At 69.2% G+C, this 12,160-nt stretch carries 11 protein-coding genes; 4 read left to right on the top strand and 7 right to left on the bottom strand.

Annotated features, from left to right (window positions below):
* Positions 1–11 precede the first annotated feature (11 nt).
* The 6 genes from Aco03nite_RS02185 to Aco03nite_RS02210 are packed head-to-tail and all read right to left on the bottom strand — an operon-like array spanning position 12 to position 5,607.
* A complete protein-coding gene (locus tag Aco03nite_RS02185) occupies positions 12–767 on the bottom strand; it encodes an ABC transporter permease (RefSeq protein ID WP_203792860.1) in 756 nt (251 codons plus the stop codon).
* Entirely contained in the window at positions 764–1,522 is a 759-nt protein-coding gene (locus Aco03nite_RS02190; protein ID WP_203792861.1) for an ABC transporter ATP-binding protein, read from the bottom strand. Before Aco03nite_RS02190 ends, Aco03nite_RS02185 begins: the two co-directional genes overlap by 4 nt.
* On the bottom strand, positions 1,519–2,361 hold the full coding sequence (locus tag Aco03nite_RS02195) for an ABC transporter permease (RefSeq protein WP_203792862.1): 843 nt from the start codon (positions 2,359–2,361) through the stop codon (positions 1,519–1,521). Before Aco03nite_RS02195 ends, Aco03nite_RS02190 begins: the two co-directional genes overlap by 4 nt.
* Positions 2,358–3,353 (bottom strand): TIGR03842 family LLM class F420-dependent oxidoreductase, encoded by a 996-nt coding sequence (locus Aco03nite_RS02200; RefSeq protein WP_203792863.1) that lies wholly within the window; start codon positions 3,351–3,353, stop codon positions 2,358–2,360. Before Aco03nite_RS02200 ends, Aco03nite_RS02195 begins: the two co-directional genes overlap by 4 nt.
* An 11-nt stretch (positions 3,354–3,364) precedes the next feature.
* Positions 3,365–4,768 (bottom strand): dihydropyrimidinase, encoded by a 1,404-nt coding sequence (gene hydA, locus Aco03nite_RS02205; RefSeq protein ID WP_203792864.1) that lies wholly within the window; start codon positions 4,766–4,768, stop codon positions 3,365–3,367.
* Positions 4,765–5,607 carry a nitrilase-related carbon-nitrogen hydrolase gene (locus tag Aco03nite_RS02210; protein ID WP_203792865.1) on the bottom strand — a complete coding sequence of 281 codons (843 nt, stop codon included), beginning with the start codon at positions 5,605–5,607 and terminating at the stop codon, positions 4,765–4,767. The genes hydA and Aco03nite_RS02210 overlap by 4 nt, the downstream gene beginning before the upstream one ends.
* A 191-nt stretch (positions 5,608–5,798) precedes the next feature.
* Here Aco03nite_RS02210 and Aco03nite_RS02215 point away from each other — a divergent pair, with 191 nt between their 5' ends.
* The 4 genes from Aco03nite_RS02215 (at position 5,799) to Aco03nite_RS02230 (ending at position 10,253) form a co-directional block, all read left to right on the top strand.
* Positions 5,799–7,175 (top strand): aminotransferase class I/II-fold pyridoxal phosphate-dependent enzyme, encoded by a 1,377-nt coding sequence (locus Aco03nite_RS02215; protein WP_203792866.1) that lies wholly within the window; start codon positions 5,799–5,801, stop codon positions 7,173–7,175.
* 22 nt (positions 7,176–7,197) lie between these two features.
* Positions 7,198–8,493, top strand: coding sequence for an aspartate aminotransferase family protein (locus Aco03nite_RS02220; protein WP_203792867.1), 1,296 nt, complete (start codon positions 7,198–7,200; stop codon positions 8,491–8,493).
* 192 nt (positions 8,494–8,685) lie between these two features.
* Entirely contained in the window at positions 8,686–9,930 is a 1,245-nt protein-coding gene (locus tag Aco03nite_RS02225) for an inorganic phosphate transporter (RefSeq protein ID WP_203792868.1), read from the top strand.
* Positions 9,931–9,944: 14 nt separating this feature from the next.
* Complete coding sequence (locus tag Aco03nite_RS02230) at positions 9,945–10,253, top strand: hypothetical protein (protein ID WP_203792869.1); 309 nt, start codon at positions 9,945–9,947, stop codon at positions 10,251–10,253.
* 465 nt (positions 10,254–10,718) lie between these two features.
* Here the strand turns inward: Aco03nite_RS02230 and Aco03nite_RS02235 are convergent, their stop codons facing one another.
* Complete coding sequence (locus tag Aco03nite_RS02235; RefSeq protein ID WP_203792870.1) at positions 10,719–11,882, bottom strand: glycerophosphodiester phosphodiesterase; 1,164 nt, start codon at positions 11,880–11,882, stop codon at positions 10,719–10,721.
* Between the last annotated feature and the right edge of the window lie 278 nt (positions 11,883–12,160).

Below are 12,160 nucleotides of genomic sequence, written 5' to 3' on the forward strand. Positions count from 1 at the left end.
ACGCGAACCCCTTAGCTGAGAAGCCGTTGTTTCCAGGGCATGGCCACACGTTCGAGCAGGAGTGTGACCAGGTAGAAGGTGAGTCCGAGGAGGCAGGCGCCGGCCACGAAGGCCCAGGCACGGGGGTAGGCGGTGAACGCCGCGGCGGAGGTGATCCGCGCGCCGAGCCCGTCCTGCAGCCCGCCGAAGTACTCGGCGACGACCGCGGCGATGACGGCCAGCGACGACGCCTGCCGCAGGCCGGTGAAGAGGTGGGGGAGCGCGCCGGGCAGCCGCACCTTGGCCGCGAACGTCCAGCCGCTCGCCGCGTAGGTGCGCATCAGCTCCTGATGGACCGGGTTCACCTCGCGCAGCCCGCGCAGCAGGTTGAGGAAGACCGGGAAGAACACCACGATGCCGGTGACCAGACGGCGGGGGAGGCTGCTGGTCGACTCGAACATGTTGTTGAGGATCGGGGCGAGCGCGATGATCGGCAGCGCGTTGATCACCGCCGCGAACGGGATCGACACCTCGCCGAGCAGTCGCGACCGGCTGGCGGCGAGCGCGGCCAGGACCGCCAGCAGCGTGCCGCCGATCAGGCCGACCAGGGCGTTCGTGCCGCTGGCCAGGGCCGCGTCCCAGATGTTGCCGCGCTGCTCCAGGATCTGCGCCCCGATCGCCGACGGTGCGGGAAGGATGAAGGGCGCGACCCGCCCCAGGGTCACGAAGACTTCCCACAGGACAAGAGCCATCACACCGAAGATCACCGGCGGCAGTACGCGTCTCATGACCGCAGCGCCTGTCGTACCTCAGTGATCTTCTCGAAGTAGACCGGAGCCTGCCGTCCCACCTCGTCCCGGGAGGGGAGTTTGACCTCGATGGAGGCGGTGATCCGGCCCGGCCGGGCGGACATGACCACCACCCGGTCGGAGAGGAAGACCGCCTCGGAGATCGAGTGGGTGACGAAGACGACGCTGCTGCCGGTGGTGGCGCAGATCCCGAGCAGCTCCGACTGCAGGCGTTCGCGGGTCATCTCGTCCAGGGCCCCGAACGGTTCGTCCATCAACAACAGCGGCGGCTGTACGGCCAGGGCACGGGCGATCGCCACCCGCTGTTGCATGCCACCGGAGAGCTGACCGGGGTAGTGCCCGGCGAAGTCGGCGAGCCCGACCAGCTCCAGCATCTGTTCGGCCTTGCTCCTCCGCTCGGCCTTGGACACCCCGCGCAGTTCCAGGGGCAGTTCCACGTTGCGGCACACGGTCCGCCACTCGAAGAGCCCGGCCTGCTGGAACGCGATGCCGTACTCCTGATCGCGGCGGGCCTGCGCGGCCGGCTTGCCCGCGACGGTGACGCTCCCGGTGGTCGGCTCGATCAGATCGGCGATCAGCCGCAGCAGAGTGCTCTTGCCACACCCCGACGGCCCGATCAGGGAGACGAACTCCCCGTCACCGACCGTGAGGTCCACGTCCGACAGAGCGAGAACCTCGTCCGACCGGCCCTGGTTGAAGATCTTGGTCAGGCCTTCGACGGAAACCGCGGTCACAGGGTCACCACCTCCACATGGCGCCGGTGCCGCATCAACGGCAGTTCGAGAAGGGCGACGAGACCGGCGACGAGCAGGCCGAGCACCGCCGCGCCGAGCATCGCCGTGTAGACCTTGGCGGGATCCGAGGTGGCCTCCCGGGAGTACTCGATGATCAGCCGGCCGATGCCGCCGCGGGTGCCGGTGGAGATCTCGCCGACCACCGCGCCGACCACCGCCGCCGCCCCGGCCAGCCGCAGCGCCGGGAAGAGGTAGGGCAGCGCCGCCGGGAACCGCAGTTTCACCAGCGTCCGCCACCATCCGGCGGCGTAGCTGCGCATCAGCTCGGCGCCGGCGGCGGACGGCGACTGCAGTCCGCGCAGCATGCCCACCGCGACCGGGAAGAAGGCCAGGTAGGCGGCGATCACCGAGACGGTCGCCCAGGCCGGCATCAGGGTGCCACCCCAGCCCGCGATCAGCGGCGCGAGCGCGACCAGGGGGACGGTCTGGGAGAGGATGACGTACGGCAGCAGGCCCCGCTCGATGATCTGGAACCGTTGCATCATCGCGGCGAGCAGCAGGCCGATCAGCGCCCCGGCCAGGAACCCGGCCGCGGTGATGCCGAGCGTGAACAGGCAGGCCTCGGCGACCACCAGCCACACCGGCCGGCCACCGGTCATCTCCGGATCGGCCAGCCGCTGCAGAACCGTCCACAGGTGCGGCATGGAGAGGTCGTCGGCGCGCGGGAGCACCCGCACGCCGAACAGCACCGTCCCCTCCGGATCGCCGACCGCCTTGTAGCCTTCCCAGACCAGCGCGGCGGCGACCAGCCCGGCGATCACCGAGAGGACGCGCCTCACGTGAACGCCGGGATGACGTGCCGCCCGTACGCGGCGAGGGTCTCGTCCTTGGCGTCGTGCTGGAGGTAGACCGCGAACTGGTCGACACCCAGATCCTTCAGCTCGGCCAGCTTCTTGGTGTGCGCCTCGACCGGGCCGAGGACACAGAACCGGTCGACGATCTCGTCCGGTACGAACGCGGTGTGACTGTTGCCGGCCCGTCCGTGCTCCGCGTAGTCGTACCCCTCGCGGGCTTTGATGTAGTCGGTGAGCGCCTGCGGGAGCGCTCCGGAAGACCCGTAGCGCGCCACGATGTCCGCGACGTGGTTGCCGACCATGCCACCGAACCACCGGGTCTGCTCCCGCTGGTGCTCGATGTCGTCGCCGACGTAGGCCGGGGCCGCCACACAGAACTTGATGGCGTCCGGATCCCGTCCCGCCTTGGCCGCTGCCGTCCGGACCGCTTTGATCATCCACTCGGCGATGTCCGGGTCGGCGAGCTGCAGGATGAAGCCGTCGCCGACCTCGCCGGTGATCGCCAGCGCCTTCGGGCCGTACGCGGCGACCCAGACCTCCAAACGGCTGTCCGCGGCCCAGGCGAGTTGCAGCTCCTGACCACGCACGGTGACCTTTTCGCCGTTACCCAGACCCTTGATCGCCAGTACGCTCTCCCGCAGCTGCCCGAGGGTCTGCGGGGTGAGCCCGAGGACCCGCAGCGCCGAGTCACCACGCCCGATCCCGCAGACCGTACGGTTGCCGTACATCTCGTTGAGGGTCGCGAAGGTCGACGCGGTGACCGTCCAGTCCCGGGTGCCCGGGTTGGTCACCATCGGCCCGACCACGATCCGTTCGGTGGCGCCGAGGATCGCCGAGTAGACGACGAACGGCTCCTGCCAGAGCACGTGCGAGTCGAACGTCCAGAAGTGGCTGAAGCCGGCCGCCTCGGCCTTCTTCGCCCACTCGACGATCTCGAGGGCCGGTGGGTCGTTCTGTAACACCACTCCGATGTCCACGTCGGTCCTCCTCAGATCAGGTAGTCGCTGAGGCCGCGTTTGACGTACTGACCGCGCCCGGCCCGCCCGAGGTACTCGCCGCCGGACGCGATCACCTCGCCGCGGGAGAGGACCGTGTCGACCCTTCCGTCGATCTCCCAGCCCTCCCAGGCCGAGTGGTCCATGTTCATGTGATGGGTCTCGGCGCTGATCCGGGTCCGCCCGGCCGGGTCGTAGATCACCACGTCGGCGTCCGAGCCGGGCGCGATGATGCCCTTCTTCGGGAAGAGGCCGAACATCCGCGCCGGGGTGGTCGCGATCGTCTCCACCCAGCGGCTCAGCGACAGCTTCCCGTCGACGACACCCTGATAGAGCAGGTCCACCCGGTGCTCGACGGAACCTATCCCGTTCGGGATCTTGGAGAAGTCGCCGAGGCCCAGTTCCTTCTGGTCCTTGAAGCAGAACGGGCAGTGGTCGGTCGACACCACCGACAGGTCATTGGTGCGCAGCCCTTGCCACAGGTCGGCCCGGTGCGTCTCGTGCTTACTGCGCAGCGGCGTCGAGCAGACCCATTTGGCGCCCTCGAACCCCGGCGCGCCGAGCTGGTCCTCCAGGGTCAGGTAGAGGTACTGCGGGCACGTCTCGGCGAAGACGTTCTTCCCCAGGTCACGGGCGTTTTTCACCTGGTCGAGCGCTTTCGAGGCCGAAAGGTGCACGATGTAGAGCGGACAGTCCGCGGCCACCGACGCGAGCCAGATCGCCCGGCTGGTGGCTTCCGCCTCCAACTCCTGCGGCCGGGTCAGCCCGTGGTGGATCGGATCCGTCTCGCCGCGTTCCAGGGCCTGCCTGACCAGCACGTCGATGGCAGGGCCGTTCTCCGCGTGCATCATGATCATGGCGCCGTTGTCGCGGGCCTTCTGCATCGCCCGCAGGATCTGCCCGTCGTCGGAGTAGAAGACGCCCGGGTACGCCATGAACAGCTTGAAACTGCTGATGCCCTCGCTGGCGACCAGGTGGTCCATGGCCTTGAGGGACTCGTCGTCGACCCCACCCATGATCATGTGGAAGGCGTAGTCGATGTGGCAGTTGCCCTCGGCCTTGCCGTGCCAGGCGGCCAGCCCGTCCTGGATCACCTCGCCGGTCCGCTGCACCGCGAAGTCGATGATCGTGGTGGTGCCGCCGATCGCTGCCGCCTTGGTGCCGGTGTCGAAGGTGTCGCTGGCGTGCGTGCCGCCGAACGGCAGCTCCATGTGGGTGTGCGCGTCCACGGCGCCCGGGATGACGAGTTTCCCGGAGGCGTCGATCGTCTCCTCGACCTCGGGAGCCCGGCCCGGCGCGTACAGCGCGGCGATCGTCTCGCCGTCGATCAGCACGTCCGCCAGGATCGCCCCGGTCGGCCCGACGACGGTCCCGCCCTTGATCAGCTTGATGCTCACGGGGCCACCAGCCCGTCGTACGAGTCCGGCCGGCGGTCCCGGTAGAACTGCCACCGGTCCCGGACCGTGGTCAGCAGGTTCAGGTCGAGATCGCGGACGATCAGCTCGGGGTTGTGGGTGTCGGCCACCTCGCCGACGAACTTGCCCTCCGGGTCGACGAAGTAGGTCTGCCCGTAGAAGTCGTTGTCACCCAGATCCTCGACGCCGACCCGGTTGATCGCGCCGATGAAGTACTCGTTGGCGACCGCGCTGGCCGGCTGCTCCAGCTGCCACAGGTACGACGACAGGCCCCGGCTGGTGGCCGACGGGTTGAACACGATCTGCGCGCCGTTCAGGCCCAGCGCCCGCCAGCCCTCCGGGAAGTGCCTGTCGTAACAGATGTAGACGCCGACCTTGCCGACCGCGGTGTCGAAAACCGGATATCCCAGGTTTCCGGGCCGGAAGTAGAACTTCTCCCAGAACCCCTTCACCTGCGGGATGTGGTTCTTGCGGTATTTACCGAGGTATCTACCGTCGGCGTCGACCACGGCGGCGGTGTTGTAGAGGACTCCCGGCTGCTCCTGCTCGTACATCGGCAGGACCATGACCATGCCCAACTCGGCGGCGAGCGCCTGGAAACGCTCGGTCGTCGGGCCCGGGATCGATTCGGCGTACTCGTAGAACGCGGCGTCCTGGACCTGGCAGAAGTACGGCCCGTAGAAGAGTTCCTGGAAGCAGATCACCTTCGCGCCCTGTGCGGCGGCCTCACGAGCGTAATCCTCGTGTGCCTTGATCATCGATTCCTTGTCGCCCGTCCAGGTGGTCTGGACGAGGGCGGCGCGGACGACTCCGGTCGTCATGGCGGCCCCTCTCTTTTGATCAATTCATGCACGCGCAGTGCGCCTCGAAGCGCCTGTGATCGTGTGTTTACTCCTCGTCATAGGTCCTGCGCCAGGTCTTGCTTGTCGATGCCGGATGCCGTAGGACACTAACGACACACATTGAGGCGAACAATTGCCCGTACGTTACGGAATGTTTCGGAGACGATAATTTGCTGACCCTGATCACCGGGGCGGTTCAGGACAGAAGCGCCCGGGGAATCGCGGCCGCGGTGAGCCGGCTCATCACGTCCGGCCACCTGCCCGCCGGTGTCCGGCTGCCCACCGTCCGGGTGGTCGCGACCGGGCTCGGGGTCAGCCCGACCACGGTCAGCGAGGCCTGGCGCAACCTGATCCTGGCCGGGGCCATCCAGACCCGCGGCCGGTCCGGCACCTTCGTGTCCGGGCCGCTGCCACCCCGGGCCCGGCTGCGGTACGCCCAGCTCAGCGGCGCCCGGCTGAACCTGCCCCGGGACCTGTCGACCGGCGTGCCCGACCCGCTGCTGCTGCCCGACCTGAGCGGCGCGTTACGGCGGATCGGGGACGGCAGGTGGTCCGGCAGCTACCTCGACGTGCCGGTGCTGCCCGAACTGGACACCCTGCTGCGCGAGCGGTGGCCGTACCCGCCGGAACGCCTGACCGTGGTGGACGGCGCGATGGACGCCCTGGACCGGGTGGCCGGGGCGGTGCTGCGCTACGGCGACCACGTGCTCGTCGAGAACCCCGCCTTCCCGCCCCTGCTCGACCTGCTCCAGGCCGTCGGCGCCACCGTGATCGGCGTGCCGATGGACTCCGCCGGCCTCGTCCCGGACGCCCTGCGGCAGGCGATCCGCGACTACCGCGCGGTCGCCCTCTTCCTTCAGCCCCGTGCCCACAACCCCACCGGTACCAGCACCGACGCCGCCCGCGCGGCGTTGTTGGCGAACGTCCTCCTGGAGGCGCCGCATCTGCTGATCGTCGAGGACGACCACGCCGGAGACATCGCCACCGCGCCGGTGGTCAGCCTCGGGCGCTACCTGCCGGAGCGGACCGTACGGGTGGCCGGGTTCTCCAAGAGCCACGGGCCCGACCTGCGGCTGGCCGCCGTCGGTGGTCCGGCCCACGTGATCGACGCGCTGGCCGACCGGCGGCTGCTCGGGCCCGGCTGGTCCAGCCGCCTGCTCCAGGGGGTGCTCGTCGACCTGCTCACCGACCCGGCGGCCGTCTCGCGGGTGACGGCGGCCCGGTCGGCGTACGCCGAACGCCGCTCCTCGCTCCTGAAAGCCCTGCATGCTCGCGGTGTGACAGCCACCGCCGCGGACGGGATCAACCTCTGGATGGAGGTCCCGGACCAGCAGAACGCCATGGTCGCGCTGGCCGCCCACGGCGTCGCGGCGGCGCCCGGAGCCCCGTTCTGCGTGACCCCGCTGGACAGCGACCACCTGCGGATCACCGTGGGCCTGGTCGCCGACGGCTACGACGACCTGGCCGACGTGCTCGCGGCGGCCACCTTCCCGACCACCCGCGGCAGCGGCCGGCGTGGGCTCGCCCACCCGCCCGGCTGGCGGTAAGCACCTGTTGAAAGGAACCACCATGAGCCTGCTCGACCGGCACCGCGCGGTGATGCCGAGCTGGATGCCCGTCTACTACGGCGAGGACGCGCTGGAGATCGTCTCCGGCAGCGGGCGGCGGGTCACCGACGCCACCGGGCGCTCCTACCTGGACTTCTTCGGCGGGGTGCTGACCAACATGGTCGGCTACGACGTCGCCGAGATCAGCGACGCGGTCCGCGGCCAGGTCGACACCGGTGTGGCGCACACCTCGACCCTCTACCTGATCCGGCAGCAGGTCGAGCTGGCCGAGAAGATCGCCCGGGTCTCCGGCATCCCGGACGCCCGGGTCTTCTTCACCAACTCGGGCACCGAGGCCAACGAGACCGCCCTGCTGATGGCCACCAACGTGCGCCTGTCCAACCAGATCCTGGCGATCAAGAACAGCTACCACGGCCGGTCGTTCGGCACCATGGCGATCACCGGGCACCGCAGCTGGTCGTCCAGCTCGCTCAACCCGTTCTCGGTGAACTGGCTGGCCTCCGCGGACCGGCTGCGCGGGCGGATGGCCGGGCTGAGCGACGCCGACCTGATCGACGCGGCCGTCGACGACCTGCGCGAGGTCCTCACCACGGTCACCGCCGGCGACGTGGCGGCGCTGATCGCCGAGCCGATCCAGGGTGTCGGCGGGTTCGTGCACGGGCCGGACGGGCTGCTCGGGGCGTACCGCAAGGTGCTCGACGAGAGTGGCATCCTGCTGATCGCCGACGAGGTGCAGACCGGCTGGGGGCGGACCGGTGACCACTTCTGGGGCTACCAGGCGCACGACGTCGTCCCGGACCTGATCACCTTCGCCAAGGGCATCGGCAACGGATACGCCCTCGGCGGCGTGGTCGGCCGGGCCGGGGTGATGAACGCGGTCCCGGCGATCAGCTTCTCCACGTTCGGCGGCAACCCGATCAGCGCGGCGGCCGGCAACGCGGTCCTCGACTACGTGCTCAGCCACGATCTGCAGGCCAACGCCAAGCGGGTGGGCACGATCCTGCTCGACGGGCTGCGCGCGCTGGACACCTCGATCGTGGCCGCGGTGCGGGGCCGGGGCCTGATGATCGGTCTCGAGTTCGTCCGGCCGGGAACCAAAGATCCAGATCCGGCCGCGACGGTACGGGTTTTCGACCTCTGCCGCGAGAACGGTCTCCTGGTGGGCAAGGGCGGACTGCACGGCAACGTGATCAGAATCGGTCCGGCGCTCACGCTGACCGAGGAGGAAGCGGGCGAGGGGCTGCGAATCCTGCGGGAAGCCGTCGCGATGGCCGAGGCGGAGATTCGTACCGTATAAGCAGTTTGTACGTTTTCTAGGTGGCGCATAGCTAAAAAAAAGTTCATTTAGAGGTGGTTGACGTCAACGCTGTGTGATCGATTGACTGCGCAGCGTTGAAAAATGGAAAACGGGAGGTTAACGGAAGCGGAAGCTTGTACATGTCCCGTTTCTGCTCTGGCAGTGCGCCCGTAACTCGGTCACGATCACGTCGTGACAGAAACATCCGTGATCTTGGCGCTGGTGGTCATCACGGCCCTGGCCTTCGATTTCACCAACGGGTTCCATGACACCGCCAACGCGATGGCCACCTCCATCGCGACGAAGGCGCTCAGACCGAAAACGGCTGTGGCCCTGTCGGGTGCCCTGAACCTCGTCGGCGCCTTCCTCTCGGTCGAGGTCGCGCTGACCGTCACCAACGCCGTCGTGAAGATCCAGGACAAGAGCGGCGCCCCGAAGGCGGAACTCCTCGCCGACGGCGGCAGCACCCTGTTGCTGATCATCCTGGCCGGCCTGGTCGGTGGCATCGTCTGGAACCTGCTGACCTGGCTGCTCGGGTTGCCGTCGAGTTCCTCGCACGCCCTCTTCGGCGGCCTCGTCGGCGCCACCCTCGCCGGTCTCGGCATCGCGGGCGTCAACTGGAACGGCGACGGCTCCAAACTCGACGGCGTCGTCGGCAAGGTCCTCCTGCCCGCCGTCATCTCACCCGTGATCGCCGGTGCGGTCGCCGCCCTCGGCACCTGGGTCATCTTCAAGATCACCACCGGGGTCGCGGCCCGCTTCACCGAGCAGGGCTTCCGCTGGGGCCAGATCGGCAGCGCCTCCCTGGTCTCCCTCGCGCACGGCACCAACGACGCGCAGAAGACCATGGGTGTCATCACGCTCGCCCTCATCGCCAGCGGCCACTGGAGCGACCTGGAGAACATCCCGCTCTGGGTCAAGGTCTCCGCCGCCTTCGCCATCGCGGCCGGCACCTACCTCGGCGGCTGGCGGATCATCCGCACCCTCGGCAAGGGCATCACCGACATCAACCCGCCGCAGGGCACCGCCGCCCAGTCCGGCGCCGCCGCCGTCATCCTGGCGTCCAGCCACCTCGGTTTCGCGCTCTCCACCACGCACGTCGCCACCGGCTCGGTCATCGGCTCCGGCCTGGGCCGCCCCGGCGCCAAGGTCCGCTGGGCGGTCGCCGGCCGGATGGCCCTGGCCTGGCTGATCACCCTGCCGTCGGCGGCTCTGATCGGCGCGCTGATGTTCTGGGTCGGCGACGCGGTCGGCGGCACGGCCGGCGCCCTGGTCGTCTTCACCCTGCTGTGCATCGCCTCGGTGGCCATGTACCTGCGCTCCCGCACCGGCAAGGTCGACCACGAGAACGTCAACGACGACTGGGACGGCGACTCCCCGTCCACCACCGGCACCCCGGCCACCACGTCGTCCGTCCCCGCCGTCGCGGCGAACTGAAAGGCGAGCCCCTCATGCACAACCTCGGATTCGCCCTCGACGGCGCCTGGCAGGTCCTGATCGCCGGCCTGGCCCTGGGAGCCGGCCTGCCGATCCTGTTCGCCCTCGGCATCCGCTCCCTGGCCTGGGGCGCCGGAGCCGCAACGGTCACCACACCGACGTCGGCTCCGGCCGGCCGCCGCCCGCTGGGCACGGCCCTCGGGTACGCCCTCTTCGCCGTCGTGATCATCGGCGTACTCCTGGGCCTGACCTTCATCGTCTCCAGCGGTTTCGGCTACAAGCTCGACTTCTCCCACATCTACCCGACCCTGGTCGCCAAGTGACCTGACCCAGGTCTCCCGCTGCACACGGTGCGGGCCCGGCACACCATGTGTGCCGGGCCCGCACCGTTCAGTGCCACCACAGCTCTGCCTGGTCGGTGAGCCCGGCGTTCGCCCGCCGCCCTCACGTGCACTTGGCCCACGAGGCCAACCTCTGCCCGCGGCCCTCGTGCGTGCCCACCTTTTGCCCGCGGCCCTAGCGTGAGCCAGGGCCGGGGGCCCACCTTCTTGCTCACCGCTCTCGCGTGAGCCCTGGCCGTGTGCGCACCTTTTTGCCCTCGGCCCTCGGCCCTCGCGTGAGCCAGGGCCGGGGGCTCACCGGGCTCACCTTCTTGCCCGCTGCCCTCGCGTGAGCCCGGGCCGTGTGCTCACCTTTTCGCCCTCGGCCCGCTGCCCGCCGCCCGCCGCTCGTGCGTTTCAGGCCGTGGACTCAACCCCTTTGTCCGTTTTTTGGGATTTATAGGTTTATCAGACGAGAGAGCGGGCGAGGACTCCCACGTCGGGGTTGTCGGTGAAGAGGCCGTCGATGCCGGTGCGGAGGAACGTCACCTGCTCGTCGATCGCCTTGCCGTAGGCCGCCACGTCGGTGCCGACACGCAGCTCGGTGGGCAGGAACGAGTTCTCCGCCCGGAACGTGTAGGGGATCACCTGCAGGCCGGCCGCGTGCGCGTCCCGCACCAGCGACGTCGGTGAACCGAGGGTGCCGTCGGCGTTCCGCGGGATGATCTGGCTCTTGTCGGGGCCGAGGCCGTCCACGTACTGCGAAAGCTCTTTGAGGCCCTTGGGGGTCAGGTAGTCGGCGTAGCTGCGCGGGTCCTCGAACGGCGACCCGGCCGCGCTGCTCAGGAACACCAGCGGCACCTCGACCCGGTGCTCGTCGGCGAGGATCCGCAGGTTCACCGCCTCGAACGACTGCAGGAACACCTTGGCGCCCCGCCGGTCCAGGCCGTTCCGTCGCAAGACCCGGACCAGGGGCTTCTCAAGTTCAAGACCGAGGCGCCGGAAGTACGTGGGGTGCTTGGTCTCCGGGAAGACGCCCAGATCCCGGTCCAGTTCCTTGGAAAGACGCTTACGCAGGTCCAGAACCTCCTGGAAGGTCGGTACCTCGAACCGCCCGTCGTACAGGGTGTTCCGCTGCCGTACCGCCGGGATCCGCTCGATCGCCCGCAGCGTCTTCAGTTCGGCCAGGGTGAAATCGTGGGTGAACCAGCCGGTGACGCTCACCCCGTCCAGCGAAACCGTCCGTTTCCGGTCGGCGAACTCGGGCCGCGACGCCACATCGGTGGTGCCGCCGATCTCCGGCTCGTGCCGGCAGACCAGCACCCCGTCCTTGGTGATGACCAGGTCCGGCTCCATGTAGTCGGCGCCCATCCGGGCCGCCAGCTCGTACGACGCGAGTGTGTGCTCCGGCCGGTACCCGGACGCGCCCCGGTGCCCGACGACGAGCGCCTTGCTCTTCCCGTGCCCTTTCTGTGCCGCGGCGCCGGTAGCGCCGTTCGCACTGGCAGCGCTGTCCGCACCGGTCCCGTTCGGCCCGGTCGCGGCATGGGCGGGCGCGACGGCGGCCCCGGCCAGAGCCGGAGCGGCGGCGGCGACAGCCCCGATACGCAGCACCTGACGGCGATCTGCCACGGTGTCCTCCACGGTTCCCACAGGCCGGCGTCCGTCACCGGCGATCCGCTCAGAATCAACGCGACCGATCCATCCCCCAGACGACCATCGCATGGCATCCACGCAAACGCCGGGTCAATGGTCGTTCCCGGACATCCAGCCCACGCCCCCGCGTTTCACCCGCACCGCCACGCAGCGTCCCGGCCCCTCCCGCTCCCGCGTTTCACCTGCACCGCCACGCAGTGTCCTGGCTCTTTCCGCTGCGGCGTTTCACTCTCGCCACCGCGTAGCGTCCCGGC

It is taken from the genome of Actinoplanes couchii (assembly GCF_016862075.1).
Lineage (GTDB): Bacteria > Actinomycetota > Actinomycetes > Mycobacteriales > Micromonosporaceae > Actinoplanes > Actinoplanes couchii.

Coding starts and splice junctions, on each gene's coding strand:
- Aco03nite_RS02185 (WP_203792860.1), bottom strand. CDS start 767: ATGAGACGCGTACTGCCGCCGGTGATCTTCGGTGTGATGGCTCTTGTC.
- Aco03nite_RS02210 (WP_203792865.1), bottom strand. CDS start 5,607: ATGACGACCGGAGTCGTCCGCGCCGCCCTCGTCCAGACCACCTGGACG.
- Aco03nite_RS02220 (WP_203792867.1), top strand. CDS start 7,198: ATGAGCCTGCTCGACCGGCACCGCGCGGTGATGCCGAGCTGGATGCCC.
- Aco03nite_RS02230 (WP_203792869.1), top strand. CDS start 9,945: ATGCACAACCTCGGATTCGCCCTCGACGGCGCCTGGCAGGTCCTGATC.